The organism is Enterococcus sp. S183_ASV_20, assembly GCF_018919685.1.
GTDB classification, from domain to species: domain Bacteria; phylum Bacillota; class Bacilli; order Lactobacillales; family Enterococcaceae; genus Enterococcus; species Enterococcus faecalis.
On the sequence record NZ_JAHLRI010000005.1, the window covers coordinates 62816 to 83801 of the forward strand.

The window sequence follows — 20986 nt, forward strand, 5'->3', positions numbered from 1 at the left end:
CATACATAATTTTTAATGAGGAAAGTAGAGGAACAAGAATGAAAACACTTGGCAATATTTTATGGTTCATCTTTGGCGGCTTTTTTGGTGGCTTATCTTGGCTATTCGCAGGCGTGATTTGGTGCATTACAATCATTGGTATTCCGATTGGTTTACAATGTTTCAAATTAGCGGGATTGAGCTTTTGGCCGTTTAAAAAGCGAGTCGTGTATAGTGATAGTGGCGTATCTTTGGTGGTAAATATTATTTGGCTGATTATCAGTGGACTACCATTAGCAATTGGGCATTGTATTAGTGGCTTGTTGCTTTGTCTGACAATCATCGGTATTCCGTTTGGGCAACAGTCCTTTAAATTGGCGAAATTAGCGTTAATGCCGTTTGGGGCACGTGTTGTTTCAACAAATGATTTTTATTTTGAATAGTCAGAGGTTTCTCATTGACAAATAAAACGAAACAGCGTATTCTGTAAATGTAACAAATAACGTTACATTTAGTTTGGAGTGATTAGACATGGCCATGTCAACGAAATTAAGTGTTGCGATTCATATTTTAAGTTTGATTGAAACAGGTCCTCAAGAACAAGTGACTTCTGAATACATTGCTTCGAGCGTGAATACGAATCCAGTCGTTGTTCGACGACTAATGAGTCAGTTAAAAAAAGCCGGCTTGATTCATTCCATGCGTGGAGCCAATAAAAATACCTTATTAAAGAAACCAGAAGAGATCTCGCTGTATGAAATTTATACAGCGGTTGAATTGGAACGAGAGATTTTCAATATCCATCAAAATCCTAATCCAAACTGTTCCGTTGGGGCAAATATCCAATCGGTACTAGAAACTGAATTTACTAAAGTGCAACAAAAAATGGAAGAAGAATTGAAAAGCATCACCTTAGCAGATGTGATTCATGAAATAGAAGTTAAGAGAGATAAGTAATCTCTCTACTTTTAAAGTATTAAATGTAACTATTTTAGTTCTATTTAAAAATGAAAGGATGATTTACATGAAAGTAGCAGTATTAGGAGCAACAGGAAAAGAAGGACAATTACTTTTAGCAGAAGCTAAACGTCGCGGGATGGACGTGACAGCCATCGTTCGTAATGCCTCAAAAATAACAGATGGCACACCGACCATTGAAAAAGATGTTTATCAATTAACAACAGAAGATATTCAAGCGTTTGATGTATTAATTAGTGCCTTAGGATTCCCTGATGTGCAAGATTTCCCCAAATCTACCCAGCATTTGATTGAGATTTTAACCAATCAAAAAACGCGCTTGTTTGTCGTTGGGGGCGCTGGAACCTTGTATGTGGACCCAGAACACACAACTCAATTAAAAGATACACCATCATTCCCAGCAGAAATTCAGCCATTAGCTTCGGCGATGGGCGAAGCTTTAAACTTATTGAAAGAAGCTCAAAACATCCACTGGACCTATATTAGTCCTGCAGCCATGTTTGATGCTGAAGGTCCTGCGACAGGCCATTATGAAGTCGCTGGCGAAGAATTAACAACCAATAGTCAAGGTGACAGCTACATTAGTTACGCAGACTACGCCGTTGCCATGTTAGATGAAGTGGAAAGTAATGCACACCCAAATCAACGAATCAGTGTGTATCAATAAAAGAAAAAATTATTAATAAAGAAAGAAGTGAGGAATAAAATATTTTATCTCTCACTTCTTTCTTTATTTTACCCAAAAATTAATAACATTTAGAACAAGGAGTTAAGTTATTTGCTAGAGCTGCTTCTAAAGTAGTTTCTGTATAGGTTCCATTTCCACATTTACGTGCATGGTATTTACTGCCAGTTGATGTCACAAGAACAGTTGTGCTTGTTTCTGGACCAGCATTTGCAGCAGCCGTCTCGACTTCCACCGGCGCCTGTGCGGCTTGTTGCGCCTCTGCTTCAGCTTGCGCTTTTGCTGCCGCTTCGGCTTGTTCTTTTTGCGCTTTTTCAGCGGCTAGTTTCTGAGCTTCTGCTTCTTTTCGTTGTTTTTCTTTGTGGGCATCTAATTGAGTTTTAACAACGGCTACCCGTTTTGTTAAAGCTTGATTTGGGGAGTTTAAAGCGTCAATTTGTTTGATCGCTTCATTATAGTAAGCTTCATTGGTTGGTTCTTGTTCAGCTTTTTCAACAGCGGCAGTTGCACTGGCGACTAATTGTTCATTTTTTTCTTTTTCAGCGATAGCGGTTTGAACAGTCGTTAATCGTTGTTGAAATCCTTCTTTGCCAACTGGGGCAGCAGCTACTAATTTTTCAGCTGCTTGATAATCGCTTTTACTTTTAGATTTTTCAGCAGTTGTAACTGCTTCATCAACAGGTACTGCTTCTTTGATTTTTTCAAGGCGATCATTGTATTCCTCGTATTCTTGACTTAATGAAGATACTAAGGTTGCGGCTTCATCATAGTTTTTCTGAGAAGGTTGTTTTTCAGCGTAAGCTAAGGCTTTTTCTGTTTTGGCCAATTCTTGCTCAGAATCTGTGATGCTCGCAATAAATTCTTTTGACGGTGTGACTTCGACTGATTTTTCAACTTTGGTATCTTTCTTCTCAGCAACAAAGGTGATTTTTTGCGTTTTTTCATCGGACAGTTTTACTTTGTAAGCAAACGTTTTGTCTTTCGTTTTTACTTCCTTGCCATTGGCCGTTAGTTTGCTGTTGCCGTCGTATTCGCCTTTGATGGTGGCTGAGCCATTGGCATCGGTTTCAACACTCTCTGCATCAAGTGAAAGCGTTGGGGAAGAATCTGTCGTGGCAACCCCACCAATAAATAGAGCGGCACTTGCTAACGCGGCATAGCCATATTGTTTTTTCGGTTGTTTCTTAATTAATGCTTTGATAGTCAGTCCCCCGCTGACAAGTAACCCTAATAGACCCAAAAGTCCTAATACTACACTCATTCATTTCTCTCCTTTCGATATAACGTTATTATACAATGTATTGTGAGAAAATGAACATTTTTTTCGTAATAATTAATAAATTTCCTGATAAAAAAATTATTTCCTGGAGCTCAAATTCTTTTGTAAAAATTTTGTTGTGCTAAAATGGAAAGTGAGTTTAACTACGTATGTTATTAGAGAAGGGGAAATCAATGAAAGCAGAAATCATTGCAGTCGGAACAGAGTTATTACTGGGACAAGTAGTGAATACCAACGCCACCTTTTTATCAGAAGAGTTAGCTGCGCTAGGCATCGATGTTTACTATCAGACCGTTGTTGGCGATAACGGCGGCCGCTTAGAAACGCTACTAACAGAAGCAGAACAAAGAAGTGATTTAATTGTCCTTTGTGGAGGGCTAGGACCTACAGAAGACGATTTAACCAAGCAAGTTGTCGCACAACATCTCCATAAATCATTAGTAGAAGATCAAGAAGGATTGAACCGCTTACACCAGTTTTTCCAACAGTCTAAGCGGCCAATGACGGAAAATAATCTACGACAAGTGTTAGCCATTGAAGGTGGACAAGTTCTTCAAAACCCGACAGGATTAGCGGTTGGTTCTTTCGTAACAGAAGGCACAACAAGCTATTTGCTCTTACCAGGGCCGCCCAATGAATTAATTCCGATGTTTCAACAAGCGGCACGACCTTTATTGATTAATGCGTTTCCACAAGAAGAACAATTGATTTCAAGAGTCTTGCGTTTTTATGGCATTGGTGAATCACAGCTGGTGACCGAGATTCAATCGTTGATTGCGCACCAAACGAATCCAACCATTGCGCCTTATGCTAAGCCTAATGAAGTGACACTTCGTTTAACAGTTAAAACAAAAGACTTAGTAGCTGGCGAAGAATTATTAACAGCGACGGAAGAAAAGGTTTTAGCTAAAGTGGGAGACTATTTTTATGGGTATGGGGATGACAATAGTTTAGCCAAGGTAACAGTGGATTTGTTATTACAAAACGGACAAACCGTCACGGCTGCTGAGAGCCTCACCGCTGGCCTATTCCAAAGTACACTGGGGGAAATTGCGGGTGCTTCGAAGATTTTTAAGGGAGGCTTCGTGACGTATTCGCAAGAAACAAAAGAGAACTTTTTAGGAATTTCTCATGAACTTTTAGAAGAACATGGCACGGTAAGTGAAGCGTGTGCCAAAGAAATGGCAGAGAAAGCGCGTCAGTTAGCTAAATCTAACTATGGTTTATCATTTACTGGGGTCGCTGGTGACCCAATCGAAGGTCAACCGACAGGCACTGTTTGGATTGGGCTGGCGGAAGAAGGCCAACCAACCGTTGCAGAATGTTTCCATTTTAACCGTGACCGAAATTATATTAGACAGAGTGCGGTTATGCGAGGATTAGATCTTTTGCGGCGCCGAATCATTAATAAAAAATAAATATGCGAATGTTTGTTCGGTTTTTTCTTGCTTTTTTGGTACAAAAGAGATATGATAGACCTACTAACAGGAAATGAAAAATAAGTTTATATAAATTAAAGGAGGATTATCCATTGGCAGATGATCGTAAAGTGGCTTTAGATGCCGCACTGAAAAAAATTGAAAAGAACTTTGGGAAAGGCTCTATTATGAAATTAGGCGAAAAAGCTGATCAAAAAATTTCAACTATCCCTAGTGGTTCTTTAGCGTTAGATGTTGCATTGGGCGTAGGTGGGTATCCACGTGGCCGAATTATTGAAGTATATGGTCCTGAGAGTTCAGGTAAAACAACTGTTTCTTTACACGCAATTGCAGAAGTGCAACGAAATGGTGGAACAGCCGCTTTTATCGATGCTGAGCATGCATTGGATCCTCAATATGCGGAGAAACTAGGCGTTAACATTGATGAATTACTTTTATCTCAACCAGATACGGGCGAGCAAGGCTTAGAGATTGCCGATGCCTTAGTTTCAAGTGGTGCGATTGACATCGTTGTCATCGACTCGGTTGCTGCGTTAGTTCCTCGTGCAGAGATTGATGGTGAGATGGGAGCGAGCCATGTCGGCTTACAAGCTCGACTAATGTCTCAAGCACTACGTAAATTATCAGGCTCAATTAATAAGACAAAAACAATTGCTATTTTCATTAACCAAATTCGTGAAAAAGTTGGCGTGATGTTCGGAAATCCTGAAACAACTCCTGGTGGACGTGCATTGAAATTCTACGCAACGGTTCGTCTAGAAGTCCGTCGTGCAGAACAGTTAAAACAAGGAACAGACATCGTCGGTAACCGCACAAAAATTAAAGTCGTTAAAAACAAAGTGGCGCCACCATTTAAAGTGGCAGAAGTTGATATCATGTATGGCCAAGGGATTTCCCAAGAAGGCGAATTACTAGATATGGCTGTGGAAAAAGACCTTATCAGTAAAAGTGGTGCTTGGTATGGCTACAAAGAAGAACGAATTGGCCAAGGCCGTGAAAATGCCAAACAATACATGGCGGATCATCCTGAAATGATGGCAGAAGTGTCTAAATTGGTCCGTGATGCATACGGCATCGGTGACGGTTCAACCATTACAGAAGAAGCAGAAGGTCAAGAAGAATTACCCTTAGACGAATAAATAACGAGTGAATACGACTCGTTAAGAAGAAGGACAACACTTACTGAACAGGACAGGTGTTGTCTTTCTTTGTTTAGAACTAAATTGTTAAATAGACTGTTGTCCATGTCCGAACCCATCCACATCAAGCAGCTTAGTCAAACAGCAGACTATGCGGCGTTTGTTCTAAAATTTAAACAATTCGTGACGGCGGAAACCTAAAAATGTGACGTTGTCTAATATTTGCTGCCCTTTCCAAAAGAAAGGGCTTTTTTAAGTTGACACCTTTCGCGACAAACATTAGAATAAAATTGTGTGTATGCACAAATATGCAAGTAGGCATATTGATAATTGATTTTAGTTTATCAAAAAACTACAAGATATGAATTAACAAAAAGATAGTATGGAGGTGGAAATATGGTTTTAAATATTCTCCTCGCTATCGTCGGTTTGATTGTCGGTCTTGGTTTAGGATTTGTTATTGCAAAGTCACGTCATGATAAAGCAATAAATGGTGCAAAAATTTCAGCGTCGAGTATTCTCGAGAACGCTCGGAAAGAATCAGAAACACTGAAAAAAGAAGCATTGCTAGAAGCTAAGGAAGAGAACCAGAAGTATCGTTCAGAAATTGAAAGTGAGTTGAAAGAAAGCAGATTAGAACTTAAATCTCAAGAAAATCGTTTAATTCAACGGGAACAAACGTTGGATCGTAAAGATGACTCTCTTGAAAAACGTGAAGGCTCACTGGAAGAAAAAGAAGAGAAACTCGGTGCTAGACAGCAATTAATTGATGAGCGAGAAAAAGAAGTAGAAAACTTAATTAATCAGCAACATCAAGAATTAGAACGAATTGCTTCCCTTTCAAAAGAAGAAGCAAAATCGATTATTATGAAGTCAACAGAAGAAGAGTTGAATCATGAACTAACCTTGATGGTCAAGGAGTCAGAACAACGTGCCAAAGAAGAATCTGATCGCAAAGCGAAGAACTTGCTTTCCCTAGCAATTCAACGTTGCGCCGCCGATTCTGTTTCTGAAACAACTGTTTCCGTGGTCACTTTACCAAATGATGAGATGAAAGGTCGCATTATTGGTCGTGAAGGACGTAATATTCGTACATTGGAAACATTAACAGGGATTGACTTAATCATTGATGATACGCCAGAAGCGGTTGTGTTATCCGGATTTGATCCAATCAGACGAGAAATCGCTCGAATGACCTTGGAAAAATTAATCCAAGATGGTCGGATTCATCCCGCTCGCATCGAAGAAATGGTAGAAAAATCACGTAAAGAAATGGATGAACGGATTCGTGAATACGGAGAACAAGCAGCCTTTGAAGTAGGTGCTCATACGTTACATCCTGATTTAATTAAAATTTTAGGCCGTTTACGTTTCAGAACAAGTTATGGTCAAAATGTCTTGAACCATTCAATCGAAGTAGCAAAACTGGCTGGCGTTTTAGCCGCCGAATTAGGCGAAGATGTTCAATTAGCCAAACGTGCAGGTTTACTACATGATATTGGGAAAGCATTAGATCATGAAATTGAAGGTTCTCACGTTGAGATTGGCGCAGAATTAGCTGCGAAATATAAAGAAAATTCAGTAGTTATTAATGCCATTGCCTCACATCATGGTGATGTGGAAGCAACCTCAGTTATTTCTGTTTTAGTGGCAGCCGCAGATGCGTTATCTGCAGCCCGTCCAGGTGCACGTAGTGAATCGTTAGAAAACTACATTCGCCGCTTAGAAAACTTAGAAAATATTTCTAATAGTTTTGAAGGCGTTGATTCAAGTTTTGCTGTTCAAGCAGGACGTGAAGTTCGTGTCATGGTGAAACCAGAAGAAATTTCTGATTTAGAATCTGTTCGTTTAGTTCGAGACATTCGGAAGAAAATTGAAGATGACTTGGATTATCCAGGACATATCAAAGTAACGGTTATCCGTGAAACACGTGCCGTTGACTATGCGAAATAAAATAAAAAGCGAATAAGTATCGCGTGTAGTGTCTCAACGAACAATTGCAAGGATTGTTCGTTGAGACACTTTTTTTAATCTTTTAAAACCAAAACTTTCTTTTCAAAGCGAAAACAACTATAATAAACAAGAGATGTTAAAAAGAGAAGAGGAACCTTTTTGCGTATATTATTTATAGGAGATGTTGTCGGTTCTTTAGGAAGAGAAGCCCTAGCAACGTATGTCCCTAAATTAAAGAAAAAATATCGTCCACAAGTGACCATTGCCAATGGTGAAAATGCGGCATCTGGTCGGGGAATTACTGGCAAGATTTATAAGAAATTTTTGCAAGATGGTGTCGATGTTGTTACGATGGGTAACCATACGTGGGACAACAAGGATATCTTTGAATTCATTGATGATGCGAAGAAAATGGTTCGTCCAGCGAACTTTCCAGAAGATGTGCCTGGTCAAGGAATGGTTTTTGTGAAAGTCAATCAATTGGAACTAGCGGTGATTAATTTACAGGCCCGCACATTTATGGTGCCATTGGAAGATCCTTTCAAGAAAGCCGCCGAGCTAGTGGCTATCGCTCGCAAACGGACACCGCTCATTTTTGTGGATTTTCATGGCGAAACGACGAGTGAAAAACAAGCCATGAGCTGGTTTTTAGATGGCCAAGTTTCAGCCGTTGTTGGAACACATACGCATGTTCAAACAAATGACGCTCGGATTTTACCGAAAGGGACAGCCTTCTTAAGTGATGTCGGTATGACCGGACCTTATGATGGGATTCTAGGAATGAAGCGTGAACCGATTATTGAGAAGTTTATGACAGCATTGCCGAAGCGCTTTGAGGTAGTCGAAACAGGGCGGACGATTTTATCTGCCTGTATTTTAGAGATTGATGACCAAACGGGCCAAGCGAAGATGATTGAGCCGATTCAGATTAGCGAAGATCGCCCGTTTCAAGAATAATAGAAGAAAAGTTAATCTCGGATCATTAAGAGGTTAACTTTTTCTGCTCTTATAGAAAAAGTGCCGGTGAAAGATGAAGGTGAAAAAAATGGAGCCGTTGAATTTAGATGCACAAAGTAATAAAGAATTAGAAAAATTGTTACATTTAATTGGACAAGATGAAGTCATTCAGCGCTACCAAGCGATTGAAGAAAAGGTAAAGAAAAACAAAAAGCTGACAGAATTAGTGGAAGAAATTAAAGCTGCGCAAAAAGATGCGGTTCAATTTGCTCACTATGGCAAACCAACTGCTGAAAAAGAAGCCATTCAACGAGCTGATGCGAAAACAAAAGAGTTTGATGAGCACCCACTCGTTGTATCCTACCGCGAACAACTGATCGAAGCCAATGACTTAGTCCAACATGTCACGGCGCTCATTCAATACCGCGTGAACGAAGAGCTAGAGAAGGAAGGGAATTAAATGCCACAAAAGACAAAAAATACACCCATGATGGAACAATATTTATCCATTAAGGCCCAATACAAGGATGCGTTTTTATTTTATCGCTTAGGTGATTTTTATGAATTATTTTATGAAGATGCTATCAATGCAGCGCAAATCTTAGAATTGACGTTAACCAGTCGTAACCGCAATGCGGATGATCCGATTCCTATGTGTGGCGTTCCTTATCATGCCGCGCAAGGCTACATTGATACGTTGATTGAGCAAGGCTATAAAGTAGCGATTTGTGAGCAAGTGGAAGATCCAAAGACTACCAAGGGCATGGTCAAACGAGAAGTGGTGCAGTTGGTAACGCCAGGAACGGTGATGAATAGTAAAGGCTTGGAAGCCAAAGACAATAATTACTTAACCGCTGTGCTAACAGATGGTAATCAGTTCGGTTTTGCCTATGTAGATTTGAGTACAGGCGAATTAAAAACAGCAGTCTTGGCTGATGAAGAGGGCGTTTTGAACCAAGCTTCTGCGTTGCAAACAAAAGAAATGGTCCTAGGCTCAGGGATTCCTGAATCGTTAAAAGAGAACTTAAGTTTACGTTTAAACATCATCTTTTCGACACAAGAAACGGTGGAAGAAAATGCCGAGTTTAGTTTTTTAACCAATGAACTGATTAATCCATTAGAAATTGAAATTACAGGCAAATTATTATCTTATTTATCCGTTACCCAAAAGCGGAGCTTGTCCCATATTCAGAAAGCTGTGGAATATCAGCCAGATCATTTCTTGAAAATGGATCATTATTCTAAATTCAATTTAGAATTGAGTCAGTCGATTCGAACAGGACAGAAAAAAGGGACTCTTTTGTGGCTATTAGATGAAACGAAAACAGCTATGGGCGGCCGTTTATTAAAACAATGGTTGGATCGTCCGCTAATTCAGGAACGTCAAATTAAGGCGCGTCAAGAAATGGTGCAATCCTTATTAAATGCCTATTTTGAACGCTTAGATTTGCAAGCAGCATTGACGAACGTTTATGATTTAGAGCGGTTAGCAGGACGCGTGGCATTCGGCAGTGTGAATGGGCGTGATTTAATTCAATTACGGACCTCTTTAGAACAAGTACCAACGATTCGACAGTTAATTGTCGGGATCAATCAAGGGGAATGGGATGATTTGTTAGTCGACTTAAACCCTGTTGAAGATTTAGTGGCATTGATTGCGACGGCGATTAATGAAGAAGCCCCTTTACAAATTACTGAAGGAAATGTTATTAAGGACGGCTATAACGACCAATTAGATGAATACCGTGATGCCATGCGCAATGGTAAGCAATGGTTAGCGGAGTTAGAAGCGAAAGAACGCCAAGAAACAGGGATTAAAAACTTGAAGATTGGCTACAATCGTGTCTTTGGTTATTTCATTGAAATCACTAAGTCAAATTTAGCGAATTTAGAAGAAGGAAAATACGAGCGTAAGCAAACATTAGCTAATGCGGAGCGCTTTATTACGCCCGAACTAAAAGAACTAGAGCGTTTAATCTTAGAAGCCGAAGAAAAATCAGTTGAACTAGAATATCAATTGTTCTTGGCCGTGAGAGAACAAGTGAAAACGAACATTGATCGGTTGCAAACACTGGCTAAAACCATTAGTGCGGTTGATGTTTTACAATCTTTTGCAACAATTAGTGAACGGTATCAATACGTTCGACCAACGTTAAGAAGTAACACGAAAAATTTGGCGATTGTCGAAGGACGACACCCAGTCGTGGAAAAAGTTTTAGGGCACCAAGAATACATTCCAAACAGTATCCGCATGAACCCAGAAACAGATATTCTCTTGATTACTGGACCAAACATGTCAGGGAAAAGTACCTACATGCGTCAATTGGCTTTGACGGTGGTCATGGCGCAAATTGGCTGTTTTGTACCAGCGGAAAGTGCTGAAATGCCAATTTTCGATCAAATTTTTACACGGATTGGGGCCTCTGATGATCTAATTGCAGGGCAAAGTACCTTTATGGTAGAAATGATGGAAGCCAACCAAGCACTGCGGCACGCCACGCCTAACAGCCTAATTTTATTTGATGAATTAGGGCGCGGCACGGCAACCTATGATGGAATGGCGCTAGCGCAAGCGATCATTGAATATATCCATCGTGAAGTACAAGCCAAAACGCTATTCTCTACACATTATCATGAACTAACTGTTCTAGATGAAACTTTAAAAGGCTTGAAGAATATTCACGTGGGCGCTGTCGAAAAAGATGGCGAAGTGGTCTTTCTTCATAAAATGATGGAAGGACCTGCTGATAAGAGCTATGGGATACACGTTGCTAAAATCGCTGGTTTACCAAGCCCGCTTTTAGAACGAGCAGCCACCATTTTATCCGCTTTAGAAGCGGAAGAAACAACGATTCCAAGTTCAGTTCATCATGAAGAAGTTTCAGAAGTCCATGAAGAAACCGAGCAACTTTCATTATTTAAAGAAGTTTCAACAGAAGAATTAAGTGTCATTGACACATTGAAGAAAATGAATCTATTAGAAATGACACCACTAGATGCGTTAAACATGCTTCATCAATTGCAAAAACGTATCTAATTAGGAACCGAACCGGTTAGGAGGTCGTGAAATGGGGAAAATTCAAGAACTATCCGAACAACTAGCCAACCAGATTGCTGCTGGTGAAGTTGTTGAACGTCCCGCTTCTGTCGTCAAAGAATTGGTGGAAAATGCATTGGATGCAGGAAGCACCCAAATTGATATTTTTATTGAAGAAGCTGGCTTGAAAACCATTCAAATTATTGATAATGGTGAAGGAATTGCCAAAGAAGATGTACTGAATGCCTTCAAACGCCATGCCACAAGCAAAATTCATACAAGAGATGATTTGTTTCGAATTCGCAGCTTGGGGTTCCGAGGCGAAGCCTTACCAAGTATTGCCTCAGTTTCTGAAATGATTGTCGAAACTGCCACAGCTGAGGAAGAAGAAGGCAGCTATGTGATTCTAAAAGGGGGCAAGGTCGAAGAAAACCGACCAGCAGCCCTCCGTAAAGGCACAAAAATGACCGTTTCTAATTTATTTTATAATACGCCCGCTCGTTTGAAATACGTCAAAACGATCCAAACGGAATTGGCCAATATTGGTGACATTGTCAATCGTCTGGCGTTAAGCCACCCTAAAGTCGCTTTTCGCTTAGTTCATGACGGCCACAAAATGATGAGTACAACAGGCAATGGTGATTTAAAACAAACGATTGCCGGGATTTATGGCATTAGTACCGCAAAGAAAATGTTGAAAATTGAAGGAAAAGACCTTGATTTTACTTTGACAGGGTATGTTTCATTGCCAGAAGTCACACGGGCCAGCCGCAACTATTTATCAACGATTATCAATGGTCGTTATATTAAAAATTTCGCGTTAAATAAAGCAATTGTAGCCGGCTATGGTTCGAAACTAATGGTGGGGCGTTTTCCAATTGCTGTGTTAGAAATTGAAATGGATCCGCTGTTAGTCGATGTCAATGTCCATCCTACTAAGCAAGAAGTTCGTTTAAGTAAAGAAAAAGATTTAATGGCATTAATTGAACAGGCGATTCAAGAAGTGTTGAGCCAAGAACAGTTGATTCCCAATGCGGCAGACAATTTGCGTTTTAAAAAGAAACTACCGCCAGAACCTAAAGCCGAACAAATGGAAATTCCTTTATCGACTGAACAACCTGCGGTAAAACAACGACCGGGCAGCTTAAGCTATAATCCCGCAACGGGTCGCTTCTATGCGGAACATGCGACAGACGAAACACCAGTCTCAAGCGCCCCTGAAACTGTCAACCAGACAGAAAGAGCAGTGGACCCAATGGACGACCCATTTGCGCCGCCAGTGCCAGAATCAACGAGTGTAGCGGAAGAAACGTCAGCTTACGAAACCTCTTCGGCAGCTGTTGATTCCGCAAATCATTGGGAAACATCTAGTAATGAGCAACAGATAATAGCCAAAGAAACGAAAGTAACTAAAGTATCTGATTCAGAACCTTCTCTGCGTTCATCAGAGGCTGCTGACGAGGTTTTCCAAGAAGAAATGAAACTTCACCCGGAATTCGATGCCAATAGCGCTGCGAGTCAAAGAGAACTGAAACAAGCCCTGAATAAGTTGGAAGAAGAACGACCGACAGAACGTTTTCCTGAGTTAGAATACTTCGGTCAAATGCACGGAACTTATTTATTCGCACAAAGCAAAGATGGCCTGTTTATTATCGACCAACACGCTGCCCAAGAACGAATTAAATACGAGTACTTCCGTGAAAAAATTGGCGAAGTCAGTGATGATTTACAAGAATTATTGGTACCAATCGTTATTGATTATCCAAATAGTGATGCCTTGAAAATTAAAGAGCAGAAAGAAACCCTTGCAGAAGTCGGCATCCATTTGGAAGACTTTGGACAAAATAGTTTCATTGTGCGGGCGCACCCAACTTGGTATCCTGCAGGCGAAGAGGAAAGCATTGTTCGCGAGATGATTGACATGTTGCTAACAACTGGCTCGGTCAGCGTGAAAAAATTCCGTGAAGCAACTGCCATTATGATGAGCTGTAAGCGATCCATCAAAGCCAATCATTACCTCAATGAGCAACAAGCACGCGTGCTATTAAAAGATTTAGCCTTGTGCGAAAATCCGTTTAATTGTCCGCATGGACGTCCGGTGCTGATTCATTTTACGAATTCAGATATGGAACGAATGTTTAAACGCATTCAAGACCCCCATTAAAAAGAAACGAGGCGTCATCATTTTATGCAAATTATTTTAGCATCCCAATCTCCTCGCCGTCAGGAGTTATTAAAGCGTGTGGTCCCAACTTTTACGATTGCACCAGCCGATATCGATGAAACTGTTGGTAAAGACGGCTTACCAGCAGAATATGTGGCGCAAATGGCTGCCCAAAAAGCAGCGGCTATAGCAGAGCAATCCCCCGAAGCACTAGTCATTGGCTGCGATACAATTGTGGCATTGGCGGGAGAAATCCTCGGCAAACCCACTTCTCGGGAAGACGGTTATCGCATGTTGCGCCTCCTAAGTGGCAAAACACATGACGTGTATACAAGTGTGACGTTGAAACAAGGGGAAAAAGAGCGCTCCGCGACAGTTCATTCAACCGTGACGTTTTATCCACTGACAGACACGGAAATCCATGCTTACTTAGATACCGCAGAATATGCCGACAAAGCAGGCGCTTATGGTATCCAAGGACAAGGAGCATTACTAATTGAAGCAATCGCCGGCGATTATTACGCCATTATGGGCTTACCAATTGCCAAAGTAGCCCGACTACTAAAAGAATTCAACTAATAAAAGACAGTCCTTTTCATTCGTTAAAAAGAGAAAGGACTGTCTTTTACTATGCAAACTATTAGGTGCCTGTTTGGCAAACGTGGTATCATTGAACCCAATAAATTGAACAGAAGAAAAGGAGTGGACAGAATGACAAAACCAACAGAAGAAGAATTAAAACAAACCTTGACGGATCTTCAATATGCCGTCACACAAGAAAACGCAACAGAACGCCCTTTTTCAGGAGAATATGATGACTTTTACCAAGACGGAATCTATGTAGACATTGTTAGTGGCGAGCCGTTGTTTAGCTCCTTGGACAAATACGATGCTGGTTGCGGCTGGCCATCCTTTACCAAACCAATTGAAAAACGTGGCGTCAAAGAAAAAGCTGATTTTAGTCACGGCATGCACCGAGTAGAAGTTCGCAGTCAAGAAGCGGATTCACATTTAGGGCATGTTTTCACTGATGGCCCACTCCAAGAAGGCGGCTTACGTTATTGCATTAATGCGGCAGCTTTGAGATTTGTGCCAGTGGCAGATTTAGAAAAAGAAGGCTATGGCGAGTACCTTTCTTTATTCAAATAATCCTCATTTTTTAGACAAATACGATAAAATAGTTAGAAGAAAGCGACTTTTGATGAATATCTTGTATGAAATACAGAAAATCTCTTGATTTATTTGGCTAGGACTACTATTATTTTAGAAGGAAAGTATTGTTCAGTTTTAACGAATTGGCTGAAATAGAAAGTGGAGGTTCTAATGTCGAAACATTATTTTGATCCAAGATTGAAAATCTTTTCTTTGAACTCTAATCGTCCCTTAGCAGAAAAAATTGCGGATGCTGTGGGTGTGGAGCTAGGAAAGTGCTCTGTAACACAATTTAGTGATGGCGAAATTCAAGTGAATATTGAAGAAAGTATTCGTGGTGCACATGTTTACGTCATTCAATCAACAAGTAGCCCTGTTAACGATAACTTAATGGAACTATTAATCATGATTGATGCGTTAAAACGTGCGAGTGCTAAAACAATTAACGTGGTTATGCCTTATTATGGGTATGCACGTCAAGACCGTAAAGCACGTGCCCGGGAACCAATCACTGCTAAACTTGTTGCAAACATGATTGAAAAAGCTGGTGCAACAAGAATGTTGACATTGGACTTACATGCGGTCCAAATTCAAGGATTCTTTGATATTCCAGTGGATCATTTGATGGGTGCACCATTAATTGCCGATTACTTCATCGAACACGGCATTCAAGGCGATGACGTCGTTGTTGTTTCCCCTGACCATGGTGGTGTAACGCGTGCGCGTAAATTGGCAGAATTCTTAAAAGCACCAATTGCGATCATTGACAAACGTCGTCCAAAAGCGAACGTAGCAGAAGTAATGAATATCATTGGTCATGTGGAAGGCAAAACATGTGTCTTAATTGATGACATGATTGACACAGCGGGGACAATTTCTCTTGCTGCAAACGCATTGAAAGAAGCCGGAGCAAAAGACGTTTACGCTTCTTGTACACATCCCGTTTTATCAGGACCAGCCTTACAACGTATTGAAGATTCAGCAATTGAACGCTTAGTTGTAACAGACTCTATTTACCTATCTGATGATCGTAAAATTGCAAAAATTGACGAAGTCAGCGTTGGTGAATTAATCGGAGATGCGATTAAACGTATCCACGAAAACAAACCAGTTAGTCCGTTATTTGAAACAAAAAATAAATAATTACAAAAAACCGCCCACATCATTTTTCTGATGTGGGCGGTTTTTTCTCTAAATCATTTTATCTAAAAAAATATTGTAACCTGAATATTTATTAGGCATTCATGATATACGATAAGTGTAGAGAAGTTAAGGCGGAGGCAAGCGCAAAGGAACATGCGCTTTGCGACGAGCATCGCAACAAAGTGAGAAGCGTAGGAGCAGAGACTTTCCTCTTTCGGTGAGGTGGTGCGTATGAGCGTACTTCCAAAATTTACAGAAAGGAGAGGCCTGTTGTCAGCATATGAAACAATTCAGACGATCCTAGGGTTTGGTATGTTTACCATTGCTTTGATTGCGCTGATTGTGAAATTGCTTAAAAATGACAATAAAAAATAACCGTTTACTTTGATCGAGTACGGTTATTTTTTGTAACAAAATCGGTCACCGTCTCAAACGGCTCTACACTAGAGAGGTATGTTGACGCATCTCTCTCTTTTCATCTACATTCTAGCATAGATACAATGTAGATGAAAAGAGGTGCCTGCTGCTAAAGGTTCGTGTCCTTCTTTAGCGATTGAGCAGTGCATCAACGCTTAGTTCAGTCATTTCAGAGACTTGCATGTCGGCTCCGATTAAGGGTTGGCTGGCCGACAAGCCGACGGCATAGATGCCCGCGGCTTTCAAGCCGTCAATGCCTGATTGTGCATCCTCAAAGCCAATGGCGTTTTGCGGTAGCACGCCAATACTGTTAGCGGCGGCTAAAAAGATTTCAGGATCAGGTTTGCCTTTGCTTAACGAGTCGGGATCGACAATTGTGGCGAAGTACGCACGCACGCCTAATTTTTCCAAAATCAGGGGTGCGTTTTTTGAAGCCGAAGCCACGGCACAGGGAATGTGACGTGCTTGGGCTTGCTGTAGCAATGGCACGACACCAGGTAAAACATCTTCTGTTGTTAAATGTTCTAATAATTGAACGTAGTGGTCATTTTTTTGCTGAGCTAAGGCTTCTTTTTCTGCTGGAGTAAACGCATTTTCACGGTGGCCATGGGCTAAAATGCGGTCCAAGGAATCCATCCGACTAATGCCTTTTAATGTTTCGTTGAAGGTTTCGTCAATGGGGATACCTAGCGAATCGGCCAACGCTTTCCAAGCTTGATAATGAAATTTGGCGGTGTCTGTAATGACACCATCCAAATCAAAAATAAATCCAATCGTCATTGTGGTTCGCTCCTTTATTGATAATGTACTTCTTTTGGTCGTTCGGCGGTTAACGGAATCAACGCGCCCTGAACCAATAATTGTGTGTCTTTATCTGCTGTAATCGTGACACTGGTTTGTGTTAATGAAAATTGATAGGTCACGCCTTGATGAATAAACTGGAAGGCCAGCGCTTGCCAATGTTCAGGTAAGTTTGGACAAATTGATAACTCTTTCTGGCGCGTGTCAACGCCTGCATACGTCGCTAAAGTAACGTGGATCGTCGCAGCCATGACCCCTGTATGAATCCCTTCAGCGGTCGTGCCACCTTGAATGTCACGATAATCGGAATACAACGCTTCTTGATAAAGTTGCCAAGATAGCTCATGGAATTGCGCCATTTCTGCCAATTGGGCATGAACAATTCGTGACAAAGTCGAACCATGAGACGTCCGTTTTAGATAATACAAAAGATTTTTTTCCAAATAATCCGCAGGCAATTGATACCCTAAATCTTCTAAAATTTGATCCACCCGAGTTTTGTCTAAGTTGTAGAACAACATTAACGTGTCGGCTTGTTTCGCCACTTTGTAATCATCGGGAGATTCTCCTTCGGCTTTTAAAATTCGATCCATGCGGTAAATATTGCCGTATTTCTCTTTCATCGCTGTCCAGTCAATCTCTTTTAAGCCGAAATACCCTTCATATTGCGCAATAATACCGTCAGAATTAACTTCAATTTCCAGTGAATTTTGAATTTGCTGCATGCGGGCTAAATCATCCGAAGTGGTCTGCGTTTTGGCAAAAAGTTGTGCCTGTTCTTCCTCAGAGAAAAGTGCCAAAATGTTGGTTAATTCTTCGAATAGCCAAACCACCATCAAATTCGTATAGGCGTTGTTTTTCAAGCCGCTTTCCGCTTGGTCTGGATAGCCCTCGTGAAACTCATCAGGTCCCATCACTTTATCAATAAAGAACCGTCCTGTTGCGTCATCTAACGTCGCAGCGCTGTTCCAAAATTGAGCGATTTCTAACAACATTTCGCCGCCATATTGTTTCATAAATTCATGATCCTGTGTACTATGCCAATACAACCAAGCATTGTAAGCAATCGCTAGGGACACATGCCGTTGCAAAATACTATGATCCTCGCCCCAATGTCCATTCAACGGATTTAAGTGAAGTTTTTGCGTGGTTTCACGCCCATCACGTCCTGATTGCCACGGATACATTGCGCCACGATACTGGCTGGCCGCCGCATTTTCCTTCGCCTTCTCTAATCGGTGGTAACGATATAGCAACAATTGTTTCGCTGTGTCAGGATAATGTTGAATATAAAAAGGTAAAATAAAAATTTCATCCCAGAAAATATGTCCACGATACGCTTCACCATGCAAGCCTCGGGCGGTAATCGAGACGTCCAATGCTTGCGCTTGGTTACTAAAAGGCGAAGCCGAAGCCAGCAAGTGATAACTGTGAATCCGTAAAAGTTTTTGAGACATCAAATCGCCTGTCACAGTAATGTTGGCTTGTTGCCAAAGAGTTTGCCAAGCGCGGGCGCTTTCCTGAGCGGCGGCCGCAAAAGAGTCCTTCGGCGTAAACGGTACCTGCCAACTTTGTTCGGCGTGGCTGGCTTGCACAAAGACTTGTTTTTCTAGCGTATAGCGCGTTCCTTGGTGCGCCATCACGGTCACCACTTGGGCGATTTTTTCCGCTTCTTCTTGAATCATAATGGCTTCTTTTTCAAAAAAATCACCAGTTATCAAGGCCGTTTCTCGGACGCTTAAGTTGGATTGATTGGTACAAACCTCAATCACGGTTTTGTTTTCCTGCGCGCTTAATGCTGTCACCTGAAAATGTTTCGCTGTTAAGTTGCGATACCGCGCCACGTTATAGTTGTAGACACTGCCATCCGTGACGGTTTTCAAAGTAATCGGGGCCGAAAAGTTTAACGGCTCAAACGTATATTGCAGATGATAGTCATTCGGCTGTGCCATATTGGCGATTTTTTTCGTCGTTAATTTAATTTGCTGATTGTCCGCATCTTTCAAAATCATTTCTGCGACAAACAACCCCGTTTTCAAGTTCAATTGACGATGTAATTGTTGTAGCGTGTCTGGAGAAATAGTTAACCAGTCAGTGGCATCGCCAATTTTTAAAGCGATGTGTTGGTTGTCAGGAGCATTGACGAAATCCTCATTTTCCACTACTTGACCCGCCACTTCCGAAGCCGCTGTATTATAAAGTCCCGCAATGTAGGTCGCTGGATAATGATCATCAGAAATCGTCATCTCAGGTGTTGTGCCGCGCAAGCCTAAAAAGCCATTGCCGACAGTTAACAGGGACTCCACCGCATATTCATTTTTCCCAGGCACGTAGCCATAATAGTCCAAATGCCAAGCCAGATACTGCCGTTTTTCTTCAAATGCTGCCAGCAGATTCGGTGCCGCCGCTTGTTCGGCTGCCGTTAAAAGTGGCGTGTTCAACTGTTCCGCGAATGCTTGAATCACCGCTTGCGGAACCAGCGCCAACGTTTCCTCTGGCGAAAAGAAGTCCTCTGGGAAATCAGCCACAATCCCCCCCAGAATCGGCGCAGCCTCTGCCACAATCAATTGGCACAGTTCAGGAACCGTTTCTTCGATAGTCAAGGCTTCAAAAGGGAACGTTTTTTGGTGAAGCGGTTCCAATTTATGGTTAAAAAAAGTCGTCGTTAGTTGGTTCGTTGCGAATGTTAATTCTAAAATGGTCATGTTTGGCGCCTCCTTGCGAACTTGTATAGACATGTTTCGTTTGACTACAGTATAGTATGAACGAATCAGAATTACAAGGATTTTCCCTAGATTCTTGGGAAAACTTTTCCAGAAGGGGGCAGCAACAGACTACGCTGGGTCCGAAAAAAGGCGGTCAAGCAGTGGTTTGGCTGGGGGAGTTTGTGGCGTAAGCAAGGCAGAAAGTGCGGGGGATTTTTCTGACCAGCTCTAGGTTTTTCGGAGGGAATATGCTATGCTTTTAGAAAAGAAATTGTTGGTAGAGGAGGATCGGCATGAACAAGTTTCATGACATATTTTTAGAATTAGAACAACAAATTGTCCAAGGCGACTATCAGCCAGGCGATTTATTACCTAGTGAAAATCAATTAGTGGAAACTTACAATGTTTCCCGTGAAACAATTCGGAAAGCCTTGAATTTACTGATTAACGCTGGCTACATTCAGAAAAAACAAGGCAAAGGCTCGATTGTGCTCAACTTTAAAAAGTTTAATTTTCCTATTTCAGGGGTGACCAGTTACAAGGAGTTACAACAAACGCAGCATATTGAAAGTCATACTCATGTGGTTTCCTTAGAAGAAATTCCTGTGGAGCGCAACTTGGCTCAGTTGACTGGTTGGACGGAAGGGGCCCCTGTGTGGCGCTTAGTTCGGCAACGGGAGATTGAAGGGGAAGTCGATATTTTAGATATTGATTACTTGATTAAAGAGATTGTCCCAGAACTGCCGAAGCACCGTGCCGAAGATTCGATTTTCGATTATCTGGAAAACGACCTTGGCTTGGCGATTAGTTATGCCCAGAAAGAGATTACCGTGGAACCGCTCACAGAGATGGACAAGCAGCTGATTGGTGAAGTCGAAGGCAATCATGTCGTCGTGGTCCGTAGTATCATGAACTTGGAAGATACCCGTTGTTTTGGCTATACGGAATCTCGTCACCGCTTAAACAAATTTAAGTTTGTGGAATTCGCTCGTCGCCGTAAATTGTAAGTCTTCGTGACGAACAAATACAAAAACGGCTGTCATTAAATGAAAATTGACGGTTTTTTCGCAAGAACCGCCGGTAAATGTATAAGATTTTAGGAGAAAACGTCAAAAAGTAGAGGTACAACTCTTACTTTTTGACGTTTTCTCCTTGTTT

18 protein-coding genes are annotated in these 20986 nt (G+C 41.3%); 15 read left to right on the plus strand and 3 right to left on the minus strand.

Going from position 1 to position 20986, the window contains the following annotated elements; translation table 11 throughout:
- Positions 1–38 precede the first annotated feature (38 nt).
- The 3 genes from KQI94_RS03440 (at position 39) to KQI94_RS03450 (ending at position 1624) form a co-directional block, all read left to right on the plus strand.
- Positions 39–422, plus strand: a complete 384-nt coding sequence (locus KQI94_RS03440) for a YccF domain-containing protein (protein ID WP_002358999.1) — start codon at positions 39–41, stop codon at positions 420–422.
- Between the two features lie 88 nt (positions 423–510).
- On the plus strand, positions 511–936 hold the full coding sequence (locus KQI94_RS03445) for an Rrf2 family transcriptional regulator (protein WP_002383201.1): 426 nt from the start codon (positions 511–513) through the stop codon (positions 934–936).
- 58 nt (positions 937–994) lie between these two features.
- Positions 995–1624, plus strand: a complete 630-nt coding sequence (locus KQI94_RS03450; protein WP_002354854.1) for an NAD(P)-dependent oxidoreductase — start codon at positions 995–997, stop codon at positions 1622–1624.
- A 79-nt stretch (positions 1625–1703) separates the two neighbouring features.
- On the opposite strand, the gene KQI94_RS03455 is transcribed toward KQI94_RS03450, so the two are convergent.
- Positions 1704–2903 (minus strand): hypothetical protein, encoded by a 1200-nt coding sequence (locus KQI94_RS03455; RefSeq protein WP_002368472.1) that lies wholly within the window; start codon positions 2901–2903, stop codon positions 1704–1706.
- A gap of 191 nt (positions 2904–3094) precedes the next feature.
- On the opposite strand from KQI94_RS03455, the gene KQI94_RS03460 reads away from it, so the two are divergent.
- The 11 genes from KQI94_RS03460 (at position 3095) to pepG1 (ending at position 16280) form a co-directional block, all read left to right on the plus strand.
- Positions 3095–4339, plus strand: coding sequence for a competence/damage-inducible protein A (locus tag KQI94_RS03460; protein WP_002354857.1), 1245 nt, complete (start codon positions 3095–3097; stop codon positions 4337–4339).
- Between the two features lie 113 nt (positions 4340–4452).
- Positions 4453–5499: a recombinase RecA gene (gene recA, locus KQI94_RS03465; RefSeq protein WP_002354860.1), complete on the plus strand. Its 1047-nt coding sequence runs from the start codon at positions 4453–4455 to the stop codon at positions 5497–5499.
- Between the two features lie 396 nt (positions 5500–5895).
- The gene (gene rny, locus KQI94_RS03470) at positions 5896–7452 is read left to right on the plus strand and encodes a ribonuclease Y (RefSeq protein ID WP_002354863.1); all 1557 of its coding nucleotides are present in this window, start codon (positions 5896–5898) and stop codon (positions 7450–7452) included.
- A gap of 159 nt (positions 7453–7611) precedes the next feature.
- Complete coding sequence (locus KQI94_RS03475) at positions 7612–8409, plus strand: TIGR00282 family metallophosphoesterase (RefSeq protein ID WP_002354864.1); 798 nt, start codon at positions 7612–7614, stop codon at positions 8407–8409.
- Positions 8410–8482: 73 nt separating this feature from the next.
- On the plus strand, positions 8483–8869 hold the full coding sequence (locus tag KQI94_RS03480; protein WP_002368471.1) for a YlbF family regulator: 387 nt from the start codon (positions 8483–8485) through the stop codon (positions 8867–8869).
- Positions 8870–11446 carry a DNA mismatch repair protein MutS gene (gene mutS, locus KQI94_RS03485; RefSeq protein WP_002368470.1) on the plus strand — a complete coding sequence of 859 codons (2577 nt, stop codon included), beginning with the start codon at positions 8870–8872 and terminating at the stop codon, positions 11444–11446. It begins immediately after the preceding gene.
- A 31-nt stretch (positions 11447–11477) separates the two neighbouring features.
- The gene (gene mutL, locus KQI94_RS03490) at positions 11478–13610 is read left to right on the plus strand and encodes a DNA mismatch repair endonuclease MutL (RefSeq protein WP_002368469.1); all 2133 of its coding nucleotides are present in this window, start codon (positions 11478–11480) and stop codon (positions 13608–13610) included.
- Between the two features lie 24 nt (positions 13611–13634).
- Complete coding sequence (locus KQI94_RS03495; protein WP_002354869.1) at positions 13635–14189, plus strand: Maf family protein; 555 nt, start codon at positions 13635–13637, stop codon at positions 14187–14189.
- 132 nt (positions 14190–14321) lie between these two features.
- Complete coding sequence (msrB, locus tag KQI94_RS03500; protein WP_002354871.1) at positions 14322–14759, plus strand: peptide-methionine (R)-S-oxide reductase MsrB; 438 nt, start codon at positions 14322–14324, stop codon at positions 14757–14759.
- Between the two features lie 174 nt (positions 14760–14933).
- Positions 14934–15905, plus strand: a complete 972-nt coding sequence (locus KQI94_RS03505; protein ID WP_002381060.1) for a ribose-phosphate diphosphokinase — start codon at positions 14934–14936, stop codon at positions 15903–15905.
- A gap of 231 nt (positions 15906–16136) precedes the next feature.
- Positions 16137–16280, plus strand: a complete 144-nt coding sequence (gene pepG1 / locus KQI94_RS03510) for a type I toxin-antitoxin system toxin PepG1 (RefSeq protein ID WP_002392696.1) — start codon at positions 16137–16139, stop codon at positions 16278–16280.
- A gap of 171 nt (positions 16281–16451) precedes the next feature.
- On the opposite strand, the gene pgmB is transcribed toward pepG1, so the two are convergent.
- A complete protein-coding gene (gene pgmB / locus KQI94_RS03515) occupies positions 16452–17102 on the minus strand; it encodes a beta-phosphoglucomutase (protein ID WP_002368467.1) in 651 nt (216 codons plus the stop codon).
- Positions 17103–17116: 14 nt separating this feature from the next.
- Positions 17117–19861 (minus strand): glycosyl hydrolase family 65 protein, encoded by a 2745-nt coding sequence (locus tag KQI94_RS03520; RefSeq protein WP_002368465.1) that lies wholly within the window; start codon positions 19859–19861, stop codon positions 17117–17119.
- A 260-nt stretch (positions 19862–20121) separates the two neighbouring features.
- On the opposite strand from KQI94_RS03520, the gene treR reads away from it, so the two are divergent.
- On the plus strand, positions 20122–20835 hold the full coding sequence (treR, locus tag KQI94_RS03525) for a trehalose operon repressor (protein ID WP_002354877.1): 714 nt from the start codon (positions 20122–20124) through the stop codon (positions 20833–20835).
- Positions 20836–20986 lie beyond the last annotated feature (151 nt).

What these genes read in the sequence shown, in the direction of transcription:
- KQI94_RS03440 (WP_002358999.1), top strand. Translation starts at nt 39, where the DNA reads ATGAAAACACTTGGCAATATTTTATGGTTCATCTTTGGCGGCTTTTTT.
- KQI94_RS03445 (WP_002383201.1), top strand. Translation starts at nt 511, where the DNA reads ATGGCCATGTCAACGAAATTAAGTGTTGCGATTCATATTTTAAGTTTG.
- treR (WP_002354877.1), top strand. Translation starts at nt 20,122, where the DNA reads ATGAACAAGTTTCATGACATATTTTTAGAATTAGAACAACAAATTGTC.
- KQI94_RS03455 (WP_002368472.1), bottom strand. Translation starts at nt 2,903, where the DNA reads ATGAGTGTAGTATTAGGACTTTTGGGTCTATTAGGGTTACTTGTCAGC.
- mutS (WP_002368470.1), top strand. Translation starts at nt 8,870, where the DNA reads ATGCCACAAAAGACAAAAAATACACCCATGATGGAACAATATTTATCC.
- pepG1 (WP_002392696.1), top strand. Translation starts at nt 16,137, where the DNA reads ATGAGCGTACTTCCAAAATTTACAGAAAGGAGAGGCCTGTTGTCAGCA.
- KQI94_RS03460 (WP_002354857.1), top strand. Translation starts at nt 3,095, where the DNA reads ATGAAAGCAGAAATCATTGCAGTCGGAACAGAGTTATTACTGGGACAA.
- KQI94_RS03480 (WP_002368471.1), top strand. Translation starts at nt 8,483, where the DNA reads ATGAAGGTGAAAAAAATGGAGCCGTTGAATTTAGATGCACAAAGTAAT.
- KQI94_RS03505 (WP_002381060.1), top strand. Translation starts at nt 14,934, where the DNA reads ATGTCGAAACATTATTTTGATCCAAGATTGAAAATCTTTTCTTTGAAC.
- KQI94_RS03495 (WP_002354869.1), top strand. Translation starts at nt 13,635, where the DNA reads ATGCAAATTATTTTAGCATCCCAATCTCCTCGCCGTCAGGAGTTATTA.
- rny (WP_002354863.1), top strand. Translation starts at nt 5,896, where the DNA reads ATGGTTTTAAATATTCTCCTCGCTATCGTCGGTTTGATTGTCGGTCTT.
- pgmB (WP_002368467.1), bottom strand. Translation starts at nt 17,102, where the DNA reads ATGACGATTGGATTTATTTTTGATTTGGATGGTGTCATTACAGACACC.
- mutL (WP_002368469.1), top strand. Translation starts at nt 11,478, where the DNA reads ATGGGGAAAATTCAAGAACTATCCGAACAACTAGCCAACCAGATTGCT.
- KQI94_RS03450 (WP_002354854.1), top strand. Translation starts at nt 995, where the DNA reads ATGATTTACATGAAAGTAGCAGTATTAGGAGCAACAGGAAAAGAAGGA.
- KQI94_RS03520 (WP_002368465.1), bottom strand. Translation starts at nt 19,861, where the DNA reads ATGTCTATACAAGTTCGCAAGGAGGCGCCAAACATGACCATTTTAGAA.
- msrB (WP_002354871.1), top strand. Translation starts at nt 14,322, where the DNA reads ATGACAAAACCAACAGAAGAAGAATTAAAACAAACCTTGACGGATCTT.